Annotated in this window: 15 protein-coding genes; 7 read left to right on the top strand and 8 right to left on the bottom strand. The window is 44.1% G+C overall.

The annotated features are described in order from the left end of the window. The first annotated feature begins 122 nt into the window (after positions 1 to 122). The 4 genes from EP58_RS01500 to coaA all read left to right on the top strand — a co-directional run bounded on the left by EP58_RS01500 (position 123) and on the right by coaA (position 4,489). Positions 123 to 1,451 carry a WxL domain-containing protein gene (locus EP58_RS01500; protein ID WP_036089194.1) on the top strand — a complete coding sequence of 443 codons (1,329 nt, stop codon included), beginning with the start codon at positions 123 to 125 and terminating at the stop codon, positions 1,449 to 1,451. A 164-nt stretch (positions 1,452 to 1,615) separates the two neighbouring features. Continuing rightward, a complete protein-coding gene (locus EP58_RS01495) occupies positions 1,616 to 2,635 on the top strand; it encodes a permease (RefSeq protein ID WP_036089193.1) in 1,020 nt (339 codons plus the stop codon). A gap of 15 nt (positions 2,636 to 2,650) precedes the next feature. Continuing rightward, a complete protein-coding gene (locus EP58_RS01490) occupies positions 2,651 to 3,493 on the top strand; it encodes a TIGR03943 family putative permease subunit (protein ID WP_036089192.1) in 843 nt (280 codons plus the stop codon). A 75-nt stretch (positions 3,494 to 3,568) separates the two neighbouring features. Further along, the gene (gene coaA / locus EP58_RS01485; RefSeq protein WP_036089190.1) at positions 3,569 to 4,489 is read left to right on the top strand and encodes a type I pantothenate kinase; all 921 of its coding nucleotides are present in this window, start codon (positions 3,569 to 3,571) and stop codon (positions 4,487 to 4,489) included. Between the two features lie 188 nt (positions 4,490 to 4,677). Here the strand turns inward: coaA and EP58_RS17310 are convergent, their stop codons facing one another. Beyond that, the gene (locus EP58_RS17310; RefSeq protein WP_167333274.1) at positions 4,678 to 4,806 is read right to left on the bottom strand and encodes a type I toxin-antitoxin system Fst family toxin; all 129 of its coding nucleotides are present in this window, start codon (positions 4,804 to 4,806) and stop codon (positions 4,678 to 4,680) included. 174 nt (positions 4,807 to 4,980) lie between these two features. On the opposite strand from EP58_RS17310, the gene EP58_RS01480 reads away from it, so the two are divergent. The 3 genes from EP58_RS01480 to EP58_RS01470 are packed head-to-tail and all read left to right on the top strand — an operon-like array spanning position 4,981 to position 7,541. Beyond that, positions 4,981 to 5,706 (top strand): ABC transporter ATP-binding protein, encoded by a 726-nt coding sequence (locus EP58_RS01480; RefSeq protein ID WP_036089188.1) that lies wholly within the window; start codon positions 4,981 to 4,983, stop codon positions 5,704 to 5,706. Further along, positions 5,706 to 6,872, top strand: a complete 1,167-nt coding sequence (locus tag EP58_RS01475) for an ABC transporter permease (RefSeq protein ID WP_036089238.1) — start codon at positions 5,706 to 5,708, stop codon at positions 6,870 to 6,872. Before EP58_RS01480 ends, EP58_RS01475 begins: the two co-directional genes overlap by 1 nt. 15 nt (positions 6,873 to 6,887) lie before the next feature. Further along, positions 6,888 to 7,541: a TetR/AcrR family transcriptional regulator gene (locus tag EP58_RS01470; RefSeq protein ID WP_036089187.1), complete on the top strand. Its 654-nt coding sequence runs from the start codon at positions 6,888 to 6,890 to the stop codon at positions 7,539 to 7,541. 46 nt (positions 7,542 to 7,587) lie between these two features. On the opposite strand, the gene kdpDN is transcribed toward EP58_RS01470, so the two are convergent. The 7 genes from kdpDN to ltaS all read right to left on the bottom strand — a co-directional run bounded on the left by kdpDN (position 7,588) and on the right by ltaS (position 16,911). After that, the gene (gene kdpDN / locus EP58_RS01465) at positions 7,588 to 8,739 is read right to left on the bottom strand and encodes a KdpD-like non-kinase potassium sensor (RefSeq protein ID WP_036089185.1); all 1,152 of its coding nucleotides are present in this window, start codon (positions 8,737 to 8,739) and stop codon (positions 7,588 to 7,590) included. Between the two features lie 14 nt (positions 8,740 to 8,753). Next, positions 8,754 to 9,308 carry a potassium-transporting ATPase subunit KdpC gene (gene kdpC / locus EP58_RS01460; protein WP_036089183.1) on the bottom strand — a complete coding sequence of 185 codons (555 nt, stop codon included), beginning with the start codon at positions 9,306 to 9,308 and terminating at the stop codon, positions 8,754 to 8,756. A gap of 13 nt (positions 9,309 to 9,321) precedes the next feature. Beyond that, positions 9,322 to 11,352, bottom strand: coding sequence for a potassium-transporting ATPase subunit KdpB (gene kdpB, locus EP58_RS01455; protein ID WP_036089182.1), 2,031 nt, complete (start codon positions 11,350 to 11,352; stop codon positions 9,322 to 9,324). Positions 11,353 to 11,364: 12 nt separating this feature from the next. Further along, positions 11,365 to 13,038, bottom strand: a complete 1,674-nt coding sequence (gene kdpA / locus EP58_RS01450; protein ID WP_036089181.1) for a potassium-transporting ATPase subunit KdpA — start codon at positions 13,036 to 13,038, stop codon at positions 11,365 to 11,367. Positions 13,039 to 13,057: 19 nt separating this feature from the next. Then, positions 13,058 to 13,126 carry a K(+)-transporting ATPase subunit F gene (gene kdpF, locus EP58_RS17850; RefSeq protein ID WP_368665717.1) on the bottom strand — a complete coding sequence of 23 codons (69 nt, stop codon included), beginning with the start codon at positions 13,124 to 13,126 and terminating at the stop codon, positions 13,058 to 13,060. Positions 13,127 to 13,555: 429 nt separating this feature from the next. After that, complete coding sequence (locus EP58_RS01445; RefSeq protein WP_036089180.1) at positions 13,556 to 14,794, bottom strand: dicarboxylate/amino acid:cation symporter; 1,239 nt, start codon at positions 14,792 to 14,794, stop codon at positions 13,556 to 13,558. A 128-nt stretch (positions 14,795 to 14,922) separates the two neighbouring features. Beyond that, entirely contained in the window at positions 14,923 to 16,911 is a 1,989-nt protein-coding gene (ltaS, locus tag EP58_RS01440; protein ID WP_036089179.1) for a lipoteichoic acid synthase, read from the bottom strand. Positions 16,912 to 17,239: the final 328 nt, after the last annotated feature.

Here is a 17,239-nt window from a genome sequence, read left to right as displayed (position 1 = left end):
ATGCTCGTTGCTTTTTTCTATCGTAATTTTCCGAAAAACTGTAAAAGAAGTGATGGCGGAACGGTGAGCGTACAGGTATCATTAACCTTTAAAGTAAAATTTTAAAGGAGTGCGACACATTTATGAAGAAATTAAGTATCATTGTCATGACTGGTTTACTGGTTACGACAACATCGGGAAATTCGGTGTTAGCAGCAACATTTGATGGACCAGACAGTGCCGAAAGCGAGGCGTCCATTCGAATTTTACCAGGGACAGGCACGACTGATCCTGAAATCACAAATCCAATCGATCCAGGAGAGCCTAGCGTGCCAGTTGACCCAATCAATCCGAATCCTGGTGCATTGCGAATTAACCACGTATCAGACTTGAATTTTGGCGATGTCACATTAACGGGTCGGAAAGAAACGCTACACGCTGAAAAAGTGAAGACGAAAACCGATCAAGAGCTACCAGCGTTTATCAATGTTGCCGATTTACGTGGGACTGGAGAAGGTTGGTCTTTAAAAGTATCGCAAAATGGTGAGCTTGTTCGTGGCGGTGTTCTTGGGTTCCAACCAGAATATAATGGCGCTGACAAAGGTATCGAGACGGTCGGTGGCGAGCTTGCTAGTGACGGCGATGAGATAGATTTACTGATTGCAGGAGAAAATGCTGGAATGGGGAGTCACTCGGCGTTACTTGGCGGAATGGACGGCGTGACGCTAACGATTCCGAAAGACGCCACGGTTGGGAAACAGCAAGCCTCCTTAAACTGGAATATCGTCGCAGATCCATCGACGACCATTCCAGATGAAGTAGTCGAAATTCCCGATAGTCATTTGCGCACAGCTATAAAAGAGGCGCTTCGTGTAACGGATGACAATCAAATCACAAAAACAAAGATGGAAACCTTAACGGAATTTACAGCATTGGATAAAGGTATTGTGGATTTAACAGGAATCGAGTATGCAAGCAATTTAAAGACGCTAAAACTGGATAACAACAGAATTACGAACGAGGGCATTGTTCCAGCAACAAAGCTAGCAAAACTGGTCACCGTGGATATTAGTGGGAATCAAATAATGAATAGTAAAATATTATCAGATTGGGCTCCTACGATTTCTTCTAAACCATTGGAACGTATTAATGCACACAATCAAAATCTTGGTAGAACATTAAGCATACTGAGTCCTGATGATGTAGCTTTACTCGAAATAAAATGGATAGACGCAGCAACACTCCAATTACGAAATTTGATTGGCAATTCAACAGGTAGCTATTCTAGCCTCTCTGGTGTGAGACTAGACGGCAACAGCACGACTTATTATTTTATTAATCATCAACTATTTAACGTTGATGTAATAGGAAACGTAAATAAACTGAAATATGAAAGTAGTTGGGGGAGGACAAAAATCGGGTATGGTGCTTACGTAGAAGTGGATGATTTAGATGTACAAATTGGAGGTTAATAAAGTATAGAGAGATGGTAGGTAGAGTCGCGATACATTGGCTTTACTTACTATCTTTATTTGTATGACTTCAAAATGACATGTACAACTTGATTTCTTGCCCCAAGAAGCATAAAATCAAGAGGTTAGCTTAGCAAAACTGAAAGAGGCAAGGAAGTGAACATATGTTTCAAAATTTACCAGATTCTTTTTTACAAATGAATACGATTTTTATCTCGATTATGATTGAGGCTTTGCCGTTTGTGTTGATTGGTGTTTTTATTGCAGGTTTCATTCAAATGTTTATTTCTGAGGCGTTTATTGCTAAGATTATACCCAAAAATCGATTTTTAGCGGTGATTGTTGGTTCGGTTATCGGTGTGCTTTTTCCGTCGTGTGAGTGCGGGATAGTACCGATTGTCCGGAATTTGATTGCAAAAGGGGTACCGCTTCATGCGGGAATCGCGTTTATGTTGACGGCGCCAATCATTAATCCAGTCGTGCTATTTTCGACCTATGTTGCGTTTGGAAGTACGTGGGAAGTGCCACTGCTTCGTGTTTTAGGGAGTTTAGTCGTCGCGATGGTTGTAGGGAACGCGATTGCTTATTTTTATAAAGGTGAGGGTTTGAAGGAAAAGTTTCTATTGTATGAAACGGCGGGTGAGCGCAGGGAGAAGGCTGAGGCACCTGCTGTGATGGCGATTGCCGGAATGGGCGGGGCGGTTGCTTCGGGAACGGCGCATACGATGCCAATGGAGACGGCACACCAGCATCATCACGATCATAGTCATGATGATGCTAAAATGCCGATGAAAGATAGGATTTGGCATACGTTGCAACATGCGGTGGATGAATTTTTCTCAGTTGGGAAATTTCTTGTGTTTGGCGCGTTACTAGCGGCGGTGATGCAGAGGTATATTAAGACGTCGACGCTCGTTTCGATTGGGCACGGGCCAGTTTTGTCAATCCTATTAATGATGGTTTTGGCGTTTGTTTTATCGCTTTGCTCGGAGGCGGACGCGTTTATTGGTGCTTCTTTCCGCAGTGTTTTTTCGACGCAATCGATTGTTGCGTTTCTTGTTTTTGGACCGATGCTCGATATTAAAAATCTCATGATGATGCTGGCGACTTTTAAAGCGAAGTTTGTGGCATTTATCGTGATCGGCGTTACGGTGACGGTGTTTGTCTATGCATTATTTATTTAGAAAGAGGGCGTTTTGATGTTTCGTGTGTTTATTTTATTCGGATTCGCCTTCTACTTGATGCAACTGCACGTGACGGGCGATATTAGTAAGTATATTAATATGAAATACTCCTATTTGTCTCTAGCTGCGATGATTGCTGCGTTTTTCCTCGGTTTGGTGCAGCTTATCATGATTTTCCGCGACGAGGATTTGGAGCAGGATCATGCGCATATGGGGCACACGCATGACGGCGAGAATACGTTTTGGAAAAAGATTTTGGTGTATGGACTGCTTGTTTATCCGCTGATTGCTGGATTTATGTTTCCGATTGCGACGCTGAATTCGACGATTGTGGATGCAAAAGGATTCCATTTTCCTAAAAATAATGCGGCGGGCGATGATCCGTATGCGATGAATCAGTTTTTGAAGCCGGATACGAGTGGTTATTTTGGCAAGTCTGATTATGAGAAGATGATTGCGAAAGAGAAGACCCAAATTATTGATCAGGATCCAATTAAGGTAACGGATGAGAATTATTTGATGACGATGGAAATTATTTATAGTTATCCTGGTGAATTTGAAGGGAAGCGGGTTGAATTTACTGGCTTTGTGTATAACGATCCGGTGACGAAGGGCGCGAATTTGTTTGTATTCCGTTTTGGCATCATTCATTGTGTTGCGGATTCTGGCGTTTACGGAATGCTTGTGCATATGCCGGATGAGGAGACGGACCTGAGTAATGATACGTGGGTGAAGGTGAGCGGCGTGATTGAGCAGGAATACTATGCTCCTTTTAAAATGGATATCCCGGCTGTCAAGGTGACGAAATACGGTGAAATTCCGAAGCCGAAAGATGTGTATGTTTATCGCAAATATTAGGTTGCGGAATCGAGTCAGATACGTTATGCTTAAACCTGTGAAAACGAAAACAAACTAGAGAAGGATGGAATGACTATGAATCATTATTCCCCCTACTTTCATTTTCCGCGCGAGGATTGGCGTAAGCTGGAAGTAAGTAAAGACCAGATGTTATCGGCGGAAGAATTGGAAGATATACGTGGTTTAAACGACCGAATCTCACTCGAAGATATCGCTGAAATATATTTACCACTCGTGAAATTACTCGCGATTCATTATCATGAGCAAATCTTCATTCACGGTGAAAAAATGGAATACTTGAAACGACATGCGACGCACACACCGTTCGTGATCGGTATCGCAGGTAGTGTGGCTGTTGGCAAAAGTACAACGGCGCGGGTGCTGAAAATCATGCTTGATCGCTGGTTTTCGAAAACGCGTAAAGTCGAGTTGATCACGACGGATGGCTTTTTATATCCAAACGCGGTGCTCGAGGAGAAAGGCTTGATGGAGCGTAAAGGTTTTCCAGAGAGCTATGATCGGAGTCGGTTTGTTGCTTTTTTGAGCGATTTGAAAAGTAATAAGGAGAACGTAGAAGTGCCGCTTTATTCGCATTTTACGTATGATATCTTGGAGGAGACGCGCATGATTAGTCAGCCGGATATCATCATTGTAGAAGGGATTAATGTGTTGCAAGTGGACCCTGAACAAGCCGTTTTTCCAAGTGATTTCTTTGATTTCACGATTTATATGGACGCGGAAGAAAGCGAGATTAAGCGTTGGTATTTGGAGAGATTCTTCATGCTGCGCGAGACCGCTTTTCAAGATACAAGCTCCTATTTCCACCGCTATACAAAAATCAGTGAGGCCGAAGCACGCCAGTTCGCCTTAGATACTTGGGATAAAATTAATGGCGTGAATTTGAGGGAAAACATTGAACGGACGAAATATCGCGCCCAACTTATTTTGAAAAAAGGCGCAGACCATTTGATATCGGATGTTTATTTAAGGAAGTAGCGCAAGGTGTTGAAAAAGGAAAAAATGTGTTAAGATGGTGTTAGGAAAAAGAATCAATGGACACACAGAAGAGCCCCGAATCTGGTTAGAGACGTCGGGGCTTTTGTTGTGGCTCTTATGAAGCATTTCTTGCTGAATTAGAGCCTCAATATGCATGAGAACGAAGTGAACATGTAATCCTTTAGTGGTTATACGTGACTAATTGCTGTACATAAATATGAGCTCGATTTGCCACGATGTTCTAACCAATACTTATAAGTGACGAGCGTTATACCTACAAGAATCGGAGCAACAATGCTGGAAAAAATCAGAATCAATGGAACACGCCTCCCTGACTAAATTAAGTCTTTATTGTAAATTTTTATTCTAATGCATTTGGATGTTTTTCTACCCCTGTTTACAGCTTTTTACTTTACTTTTATTTTTTTTAGGTTAAAATAAAAGTGAGTAATCACTCATTTTCGGTTTTTAACCTAGAGGAGGTTTTAGAAATGGGAGAAGTAGCGATTCGGGTGGCAGATCTTGATGTGTCATTCGGGAAAAAACAGATTTTAACGGATATTGGACTGGAAGTGGCGAAGGGTGAAATTTTTGGATTGATTGGTCCTTCTGGGGCTGGGAAAACGACGCTTGTGAAAGTCATTGTCGGAATGGAAAAAGGGGATTCTGGCGAGGTGACGGTGCTGGATAAGCGGATGCCGGATCTTAGTGTGATTGCCAATATTGGTTACATGGCGCAATCGGATGCGCTATACATTGATTTGACGGCGAAGGAGAACATGGAGTTTTTTGCGGCGTTGTATTCGCTTAAAGGGGCGAAACGGAAGGAACGGATTGCGTATGCGGCGAAACTTGTAAATTTGGAAGGGGAATTGAATAAGCAGGTGAGCGATTTTTCGGGGGGGATGAAGCGGCGTTTGTCGCTAGCCATTTCGATGTTGCAGGATCCTGATGTGCTGATTTTGGATGAGCCGACAGTTGGGATTGATCCGGAATTGCGGAAGTCGATTTGGGAGGAACTGGACATGTTGAAGGGGGAAGGCAAATGTATTCTCGTGACGACGCATGTGATGGATGAGGCGGAGAAATGTGATCGGTTGGCGATGGTTCGTGATGGGAAAATTATCGCGGTTGGGACGCCAGCGGAATTGGAAGCGCAGACGTCGACTGGGAAATTGGAAGATGCCTTTTTACAATTCGGGGGTGCGAAATCATGATGCGAGTTATGGCGATTGTGAAGCGGATTGCGAATCAGTTTAGACGGGATAAAAGGACGCTGGCTTTGATGTTTATTGCGCCGCTTATTTTGATTACGTTGATTAATTATTTGTTTGATGGGGATACGGTGAAGCCGAAAATTGGCGTGGAAGGTGTGTCGTCATCGATGGTAACGCAGCTCAAGGATACGGATATGTCGGTGAAGCAGTATAGCTCTGTTGGAGACGTGAAGGGGACGATAAAGTCAGACGGGCTGGATGCTTTCGTGAAGCAGGATGGCGCGGATGTGATGCTGACTTTTGAGAATAGTGATCCTGGTGTTAGTAAGCAGATTCAGATGAAATTGCAGGCGGCTTTGATGGCGGAGCAAAAGGACGCGATGAAGCAGCTGGGCGTTTCGATGCAGGAGGCGAGTGCGAAGATACAGCAGTCGTTGGCGGGAATTGCTAAACAGTATGCGGCGCAAACAGGGCAACAATTGGATATTCCGGCGGTGAATTTGAAGATTCCAGAACAGCAGCAGTTATCGATTGACACGGCGTATATATACGGGGATGCGGACACGACGTTTTTTGATACGATTGGACCGATTTTTATTGGGTTCTTTGTTTTCTTCTTTGTCTTTTTGATTGCTGGAATTTCTTTCTTGCGGGAGCGGACAACGGGGACTTTGGAACGGTTGATGGCGACGCCGATTAAGCGGTGGGAGCTGGAAACGGGATATTTGCTCGGATTTGGTATTTTTGCCCTAGCGCAGTCGATTATTGTGGCGCTGTACTCGATTCATGTGCTAGATATGGTGCAGATGGGGTCGATTTGGTATGTCTTGCTGATCACGTTGATGCTGGCTATGGTTGCTTTGACGCTCGGGATTTTGCTGTCGACGTTTGCGAATAATGAGTTCCAAATTGTGCAGTTTATCCCGATTGTGATTGTGCCGCAAGTGCTATTTTGTGGGATTTTCCCGCTGGAGGGCATGGCGGATTGGTTGCAGTGGATCGCTCACATTATGCCGCTTTATTATGGTGCGGATGCTTTGACGTCGATTATGGTAAAAGGAGAAGGATTCAGTGGTTTTGCAACGGATTTCTACATTTTGGTCGGATTTGCGCTCGTATTCATGATTCTAAACATTTTTGCATTGAAAAAATATCGTAAAATATAGGAAGGACTGGCGGCGATGGCGGAAAGTAAGGACATTCTGACGCAAATGTTAGAGGTGGCAGAGCAGGATAAAAAAATGAGTGAGAAGCAGAAAAAAATCGTGGCGGCGGCGATTGAATTGTTTGCGGAACGTGGTTTTGCAGCGACATCGACGAGTGAAATTGCGAAGCGTGCTGGTGTTGCAGAGGGGACGATTTTTAGGCATTATAAGACGAAGAAGGATTTGTTGACCTCGATTACGGTGCCGATTATGATTGATAGCGTGGCTCCGTTTTTAGCGCAGGCTTTTGTGGCGGAGGTTTTTGAGCAGGAATATCCTGATTTTCGGACTTTTTTAATGACGCTTGTTCGGAATCGGTTTGAGTTTGCGCGAGAGAATAGTCAGGTGATCAAGATTTATATGCAGGAATTGCTGTATCACGAGGAGATGCGGGATCAGTTTTCGAGGGTATTTATGGTGCATGTGAAGGGGCAGTTTGATCGGATTATTGGCTTTTATAAAGAGCGTGGGGAAATAAATGAGATGCCGAATAGTACGATTATGCGGACGTTGATTACGAATATTGTTGGCTTTTTGGTGACGCGGTTTATGATTATGCCGAGCGCGGAGTGGGACGATGAGGCGGAGATTGAGCGGACGGTGAGTTGTATTTTAAATGGTATTAGTTAACAAAACAGGGTGGATGCGCCAGATTTAGCATATCCACCCTGTTTCTTTAGTTTTTTCTGGAATCTGCGACGATGTGGATATCGATGCCGTCTGTTTCTCGCATAATCGCGTTGACAACGGAGCCTTTTGTGAGCTCTTCCAATCGTGTTTTTACCGATTGACCCAGGATGATTTGCGTGATGTGATGTTTTTTGGCCACCTCTGTAATGACGCTGAAAATTTTGCGATTATGGTTTGTTTCAATTAGAAAATGGGCATCGAATTCATTCGCAAGTTTTTTCCAGGATTCGTATTTTTTACGTGTATAGGGATCTAAATCGCTAAGGCTCCCGGGTATGGCGGTTAGAATGAATAGCTCGGCACGCAAGCGATTGGCAATTCGCCAGCCACGCCGGATTAGTTTTTCTGCATTGTCGTCATTTTTAACGCAAACAAGAATTTTCTCATTTACGGCAGCAGCGCGGAGTTTTGCTTCGGTTTTGTCCGTTTTGTCATCGACGTCATCGGCAACTTCTCGAAGCGCCATTTCACGAAGGGCGGACAAGTTGCGTTGCGTAAAGAAATTTTCGAGTGATTGGTTGATTTTATGACTGGCGTATATTTTTCCTTCACGAAGCCGTTTTTGAAGCGTTTCAGCGGAGACGTCGATCAGGATGACTTCGCTTGCTGTGTCCAAAAGATGGTCGGGAATACGTTCACGAACTTTGACACCGGTAACGGTTTGCACAGCGTCATGTAGACTTTCTAAATGTTGAATATTGACGGCGGATAACACATTAATGCGATGATCGAGGATTTCGAGCACATCTTGATATCGCTTGCTATGCTTGGAGCCGGGGATGTTGGTGTGCGCGAGTTCGTCAATCACCACAACATCTGGATTGCGTGCTAGAATCGCTTCAACGTCTAGGTCTTGGAAAACGGTGCCTTTGTAGGGAATCTCTTTTAAAGGAATCGTTTCGAGATTACCAATCATGGCTGCTGTTTCTGGGCGATTATGCGTTTCCACAAGACCGATAACGACATCGATGCCTTCTTTACGCAAATCTTGAGCCTCTGAGAGCATCCGATAGGTTTTGCCGACGCCCGGAGCCGAGCCGATGTAGATTTTCAGCTTCCCTTTTTTCAAGCGCTCGATTTCGGCAAGGATTTCTTCTGGACTTTTACGGCGAAAGGAAAAATCAGCTTCTTCGGACATGGCGGTGGACCTCCTTAATCAAGTAGTTTTTCCAAGGCTAGATTTAGTTCAAGAACGTTGATGCGCGGTTCACCAAAAATACCGAGGGAGCGCGTTGTCGTGTTATTTGCTACCAGCTTTTGAACAGCGTCGGGTTTTAGGTTGTTTGCTTTGGCAACACGTGCGACTTGTAAATTTGCACTGTCAACCGAGATATCAGGATCGAGTCCTGAGCCTGAATTCGTGACTAAATCAGCAGGGATATTCGTGCGTGGCATCGATGGATTTTCTTTTTCTAGACGCTTAATCGATGCTTCCACGCGTTTTTTCAGTTCTGGATTTGATGGTGCTAAATTCATCGAACCGCTTGCGCTGGCATCATTTTCAATCGATGAAACGCGGCCGTGAAAGAATTTTTCTGATGCAAAATTTTGACCGATCCATTTGGAGCCGACGACCTGGTTATCCTTTTTAATCAAAGAACCGTTCGCTTGGCTTGGAAATATAACTTGTGCGACGCCGGTTGCAGCGAGCGGATAGATCAGCCCGCAAATGACGGTGAACACGAGACATAATCGTAGTGCTTTCATCTTGTTTTCCCTCCTACATAAAGACCGAAACGGCCATATCAATGATTTTAATACCGAAAAATGGGGCAATGACGCCGCCAAGTCCGTAGACGAATAGGTTCTTTTTAAGCAGTTTGCTAGCTTTCATCGGTACATACTTGACGCCTTTCATCGCGAGTGGAATCAAAATCGGAATAATGACGGCGTTAAAAATCAGTGCCGAAATAATCGCGCTAGTAGGGGAGTCGAGTTGCATAATATTCAGCTTGTCCATGGCAGGAATCGCGATGGCAAACATGGCTGGAATAATCGCAAAGTATTTGGCAATGTCATTTGCAATGCTGAACGTTGTCAACGCGCCACGTGTCATAAGTAACTGCTTACCAATCGACACGACTTCGATGATTTTTGTTGGATCAGAATCGAGATCGACCATGTTAGCCGCTTCTTTTGCAGCGATCGTTCCAGAATTCATCGCGAGACCGACATCTGCTTGAGCCAGAGCCGGCGCATCGTTGGTTCCGTCGCCAGTCATCGCAACGAGTTTGCCGAGCGCTTGTTCATCTTTAATGACCTGAATCTTATCCTCGGGTTTTGATTCTGCGATATAATCATCGACGCCAGCCTCTGCCGCAATCGTTTTGGCGGTCAATGGATTGTCACCGGTACACATAATCGTTTTGATTCCCATTTTTCGGAGCTCGGCGAATCGTTCTTGCATTCCAGGTTTCACGGTATCTTTCAAATAAATAAAGCCGTAAACCTCCGAATCAACCGAGACAGCGAGCGGCGTACCACCAAGGCGCGCGATGCTATCCCCAACTTCTTGCATTTCTGCGGGCAAAATGCCACCAAGACTCTCGACCCAGCGGCTAATCGAATCCGCCGCGCCTTTTCGAATTTTGCGACCATCTTGTAGTGTAATGCCGCTCATCCGTGTTTCTGCTTGGAACTCGATTTCCTCAGCAATTTGCGCGTCATCACTAGGGAACGCGATGTGCATTTGCTTTGCGAGTGCCAAGACCGACTTACCTTCTGGCGTATCATCTTTTAGCGAACTTATCGCTGCAATTTCAGCTATCTCCGCCACCGAATGACCACCCACAGGCAAAAATTCACTCGCCATCCGATTTCCAAACGTAATCGTTCCCGTTTTGTCCAAAATAATCGTGTTGATATCACCGGCAGCCTCCACGGCTTTCCCGCTCATCGCAAGGACATTAAAACGCGTCACCCGGTCCATTCCAGCAATACCAATCGCCGAAAGCAGAGCACCAATCGTCGTTGGAATCAGGCAAACAAGTAGCGCAACAAGCGTTGGAATCGACAGCTCGACACCATTAAAACGAGCAATCGGATAGAGCGTAATCACAACGATCATAAAAATAATCGTGAGTGTAATCAGCAAAATCGTGAGCGCAATCTCATTCGGCGTTTTTTGACGCTTAGCTCCTTCGACCATCGAAATCATTTTATCGAGGAAAGATTCACCGGGATTACTCTCAATCCGAACTTTAATCGAATCACTCAGCACCATCGTACCGCCCGTAACCGAGGCAAAATCACCGCCACTTTCCTTAATGACAGGCGCGGATTCCCCAGTAATCGCGGACTCATCAATCGAGGCAAGCCCTTCAATAATCTCACCATCACTCGGAATCAAATCGCCCATTTCGACAAGCACAATGTCCTCTTTATGCAATGTCGAGGCCGCGACTTCCTTCACCGAACCATCTTTTTGAATAAGTTTTGCGGTTGTATCTTGCTTCGTTTTTTTGAGCGAATCGGCCTGAGCTTTCCCGCGACCTTCCGCCAAACTCTCTGCAAAATTAGCGAATAAAATCGTAACGAATAAAATCAGAAATACCGTCAACTCATAGCCAACCGAGGCGCTAATTCCGAAAAATTGCGGAAAAAGCATGAGCAATAGGACAATAAAAGTCCCAACTTCGACAACAAACATGACTGGATTTTTAATCATCGCTACTGGATTTAATTTCACAAAGCTATCTTTTATAGCAGTGAGCATCATTTCGCGGTTAAATAATACGTTTTTTTTCTCCATTTTCACACACTCCTATAAAGTTAAACTTTCTGCAATCGGTCCAAGTACGAGAACGGGCAAGAAGGTGAGGGCGCCGATAATGAGCACAACCATCACTAAAATTCCAGTAAACAAGCCATTATCCGTTCTAAAAGTACCAATCGTTTCTGGGATAAACTGCTTACGCGTCATCGAACCAGCGACTGCGAGTAAAAGTACAATCGAGAGATACCGACCTAAAAACATCACGATACCCGTCGTCATATTCCAAAACGCCGTGTTATCGCCTAGCCCTTCAAATCCCGAACCATTGTTCGCAGCAGAAGACGTAAACTCATATAAAACCTGCGTCATCCCGTGAAAACCAGGATTGGAAATTGCATCCGTTCCTGCTGATGTAAGCAAGGCCACCGCAGTAGGGATCAAAATAATAATCGGATGTATCAGAAGCGTCAGCGTAATCAACTTCATCTCGCGCGGCTCAATTTTGCGACCGAGAAATTCAGGTGTGCGACCAATCAAAAGCCCGCATAAAAACACGCCTAGCATCGCGTACATCAACATATTAATCAAGCCAACACCGTCACCGCCAAACACCACGTTCAGCATCATTAGCGCGAGTGTCCCCATACCACCAAGCGGCGTCAACGTATCATGCATATTATTCACCGAACCAGTCGTAGCCGCCGTCGTAATCGTACTAAACAACGTAGAACCACCAAGTCCAAATCGCATTTCCTTGCCTTCCATGCTGCCCTGCGCGTTCGAAACACCAAGCTCCGTCAACACCGGATTTCCCACTTTTTCCGACATGAAAATAAGTCCGAGAAACACGATAAACAAGACAAACATCGCTGAAAAAATGACCCAGCCTTGCTTTTGATTTTTAGCGAAGCGGCCGTACGTGTAGGTCAAGGAAGCAGGGATACACCACATCGCCAGCATTTCGAGCACATTCGTGAGCGGCGTCGGGTTCTCAAAAGGATGCGCCGAGTTAGCCCCGAAAAAGCCACCACCGTTCGTGCCCAAGTGTTTAATCGCCTCAAGCGACGCCACCGGACCAAGCGCAATCGTCTGCTTCACACCTTCCAGCGTCGTCACCACATGCGAGCTCGCGAACGTCTGCGGTACCGCGAGCCCAACCAAAACAAGCGTCAAAATAAAAGCCAGTGGCAACAATAAGCGCGTTATCGCCTTCGTGAAATCCTCATAAAAATTGCCCAGCGTCTCGCCCTTACTCGTAATCCCACGAATAAAAGCAATTGCCACCGAAATTCCAGTTGCCGCCGACGTAAACATCATCATCGTAATAAAAATCATCTGCGTCATGTTCGTCAGCGCCGTTTCCCCGCTATAATGTTGCAGGTTCGTATTCGTCATAAAACTAATCACCGTATTAAAAGCAAGCGTCGGATCAAGCCCCTTCAAACCAGCAGGATTCGCCCAAAGCCCTTGCATAAGAACAATCACAAAACCAACAATCATCAAAATCCCGTTGACTAAAACGAGCGAAAAAGCATACCGTTTCCAAGTCATCGCAGGGCGCTCGCTCAAGCCAGCCAACCGAAAAATCCCGGCTTCTATTTTCTCAAAAAAGCGATTTCCCTTTGTCGGTGCCCCCGCAAAAATCTTGTACATGTAAGTCCCAAGCGGCTTGATTAAGCAAAACAAAATCAAAATGACAACAACAATTTGTAAAATCTCCATGTCTCCCTATCTCCCTCAACTAAAATTTCTCCGGATGGATTAACGCATAAACCAAGTAACCCAACAACAAAATCGCAAATACCAGCATTAGTATCATCCAATAAACCTCCCACAATTCCCTAGGCTAAGTTTTAAGCTAGATTCCAATAAAAAAACACCCCAGATTCATCATCCGCGGATCATAAGTAAGGAACTAGCTAAACGATGCTTCATCTCCCTTTTCTTATCGCGAAATACAAGTTCTGTATCCTGTGATTCACGCCATATGCACTTGTTAAAAATCGATTTTTAAACGAAAATATAGCTGCCGAAAAACCATGGAAATCTAGTTATACCAGTACTTCATAAAGTGAACTATTATTTCTATTTCGAGCTATGCGACATATCATACTCCTAAATCTGAGAAAAGTAAACCATAATTTTGAATAATTTTTTGAATCGGGGAGGAGCCTCCATTTTAGGCAAAATAAAAAGGCGAAAAGAAGTCCTAAAACCTCTCTTCGCCTTGCAAGTAAATCTAAGCAAACTGTTTCGAAAGCCAATTCTTACCTTCCACAAATCGGCTGACAAGCATCGCACAAACCGTGTTTCCTGTGGAATTCAATAATGTTGCAGGTATATCAATTATAGTGCTAATAATCATAATCGTCCCAACGAGCTCAGGATTGAAACCAAACACCGCACAAATCATCAATTCCCCAGTCATACCGCCACTTGGAATCGCGCCCATGACGGCACCAACAAGGAAAGCGACACCAATAATTGCAAGAATGCTCATCGGCGAAGTCATATCCTTCCCAAACAACGTGAACAGGAAGATAATCTTGATAATTCCGCCCATCACAGAGCCATCCTTATGCGTATTAGCCCCAAGAGGAATGACCGTTTCAGCGATATCATCCGGCACACCCATTTTTTTCGTCGCCTGCAAGTTAACCGGAATACACGCCGCACTCGATGATGTAGCAATCGCTGTAATCGAAGGTGTAATAACGTTTTTCCAGTAAACTTTGACACCTAGCGGACCACCCGCGATAAAAGCATACAAGGTGAAAGCGCCGAAATAATAAATAACCGCGAGTACTAAATAAAGTAAGAAAGAATTCAAATAACCATTAATAATCTGCGGTCCGAGTTTTCCAACTGTATCTGCAAAGTAACAACCAAGACCAATCGGCGCGGCGTACATAATCACCTTCACCATTTTCAAAATAACTTCCGTTCCAGCGTTCAAGAAATCAGCCACTGGTTTTCCTTTCGCGCCTGCCATCGACGTAGCGAGCCCCAAGAGGATCGAAAACACAATCAAGGGCAATAAGTTAGATTTAGAGAATAAGTCCAGAAAATCAGGCACTGTGAACGTTTTGACGATCGTCTCGCCAATTGTCGAGCTAGCCGCCTCTGGAGCAGCAGGCAAGTTCTTGATAATCTGCGTCATATCCACGCCTTTTAGCGGATTATAAATCGTCGTCCCGATAAACGCAATCACCGCAGCAATCAAAGCCGTCGTAAAGAATACCGCAAAAATAGTCCCCATAATCTTCCCAAGCCGCTTCATTCCTTGCATGTTCGCAATCGCACTCGAAACGCTCAAAAACACCAGCGGCACAATCACGACAAACATCAAGTTAAGAAATAATTCCCCAATCGGCCGAACCACCGATGTCTTATCTCCAAAAATAAGGCCAGCCGCACCTCCGACGATAATTCCAGCGATTAAGAATAAGCTGAATGCGTAGTTTTTCAGTATTTTCATATGTAGTAAACCTCCCTTTATCTTTTTCTAGAATAGCATTTTAAAGCACGAAAGGGAAGCGCTTTTTAAAAGAAGTGCAAAAGAAAACCTCCCATCCTAAAAGTTTCTTAGAACGGGAGGTTGGATGATTATTTAGTTTCAGTCGAAGTGCCGTCTGTACTATCTTTGTCTGTGCTGATTGTTTTATTCTTGTTGTTATAGTTGTACTTCGAAGGATCTGTTTTCTTGAAGCCTTCCGGTGTGTAGAAACGAAGCAGGTCGCCTTGTAACACTTCATCGGAAAGTTCGAGCTCTTTAGCTACATTGTCTTTCGTTGCTTTCATAGCGTCCGTCTCAGTTGTGATTTCCTCACCTGTTTTCTGATTGTAGAACTTGCCACCAATCATCGAGTAAGCAGGAGTAATGAAATCGCCGTTTCGGAATGGCACGACTTGTTTCGCATCTTTAGAAAGCAGGTCATTACCTAATTGGACGTAGTTTTTCGTATCCGTACCTAGCAAGTGAAGAAGCGTTGGTAAAATATCGATTTCACCGCCGTAGGTATCTTTCACGCCACCTTCCACACCAGGAACACGAACCATGAATGGCACACGTTGCGCTTGAGCGTTTTGGTAAGCATCGTAATCCGTACCAAGCACTTTACTCATAGCCTGCGCGTGATTATCAGAAATACCGTAGTGATCGCCGTACATCACGATAACCGAATTCTCATACAAACCGCTATCCTTCAAATACTGGACAAAACTTTTCACAGATTCATCTAAATAACGCGCGGTTTGGATGTAGCTATCCACGGAAGCATCACCAGTCTCTGCTGGTTTAATCGTTGCTTCTTCCTCCGAAATCGGATAAGGGAAGTGGTTCGTCAGCGTGATAAACTTCGCGTAAAACGGCTGTTTCAGTGTTTGAATATACTTCTCTGATTCTTGGAAGAAAGGCTTATCTTTCAAACCGTAGTTGGAAACATCTTTTTCATTCATGTCATAATAACTGGCATCGAAGAAATGATTATAACCGAATTGCTTGTAAATTTCGTCGCGATTCCAGAAACTCTTATAGTTACCGTGGAAAACCGCTGAATCATAACCTTGCTGACCTAAAATCGCAGGCGCTGATTGATACGTATTCTTACCTTTTGTTGAGAAGGCAGAACCTTGTGGAAGTCCGAATAAAGAATTCTCAAGCATCATTTCGGCATCGGAAGTTTTTCCTTGTCCAGTTTGATGGAAGAAATTCGTGAAGCTAAATGTATTTTTGTCCTTAAAGAACGAGTTGATAAATGGCGTAACTTCTTCACCATGAAGCTTGTAACCAATCAAGAACTGCTGGAAACTCTCCAAGTGAATGTAAATCACGTTTTTGCCTTTCGCTTTACCAAAGTATTCTGGATTTGGCGCGGCATAATTCGATTTTGTATAGTTCAACACGGCATTGACATCGCTACTATCAGCAAGGGCACGCTGCGTCGAGTTCTGTGTACTTTTCACTGCATCATACAGCTGGAAGTTCGTCATACCAAGATATTTCACAATATACGTCCGGTCAAAAGTACGCGTTAACAGCTCAGGACGATCGATTTCAGCAAGACCTAAGTTAGCAAAGAACATCGCCACACCTAGCGTCAACACACCAACTGTTTTACGAGCACGAATACGCGCTTCTTTGTTCGGTTTCACAACACGGAATACCAATAAACCAATCAGGAAAATGATATCCAAGAAGTAAAGCGCATCGGTCCAGTTCATTAAAGCGCCGATACTACCACTCTGTTCGCCAAGGCTTGACGCCTCTTTAATGTTTGGCAGCGTAATAAAATCACTGAAGAACCGGTAGTAAACCATGTTCGCAAACAAGACGATAGTTAATAGTAAATCGATGATAATAATCCAGACAAACGAGCGTCGACCTTTCGCAAATAAGGCAAGTCCCATAAAGAACACAGCCGAACTCAGCGGATTAATAAGTAATAAAAATTGTTGCATGGCATTCTCGATACCAAGATTAAATTCCGTTTGATAAGCAATATACGTTTTTAGCCAGAATAGAATGACGGCTAGAATAAAAAATCCGTAGTTCTTACTTAAGAAGCTGAGGACTTTTTGTTTCCATTCGTTCATAGTTCACCTCTCCTAATACTCTGTGTGAGTAAGTACTTTCATCTTTAATAGAATAAAAAAAACTGGGCTCTATATGTAAGAAGCGTTACGCTAATTCCAAACCCAAGTTAATCTAATTGTAACATAACTTTAACAAAAACAAAACTAAAAAACATGCGTCTAGAGACCGAGTTCATCTAGGAATGCCTCAACGGCGCGGAATATCGATGCTCGGAGGGGGAATCTTGGGTGGTTTATTTGGAAATAGACTGGGGAATATAGGAAGGAGATTACGTGTATAAAAAAGAACGTAGAGAATAATATCGAACACTTTTCTAGGTTGCATTTG

Source organism: Paenilisteria newyorkensis (assembly GCF_000766145.1).
Lineage (GTDB): Bacteria > Bacillota > Bacilli > Lactobacillales > Listeriaceae > Listeria_A > Listeria_A newyorkensis.
Note: the sequence above shows the minus strand (reverse complement) of the source record. Positions and strands in the feature narration are given on the sequence as shown.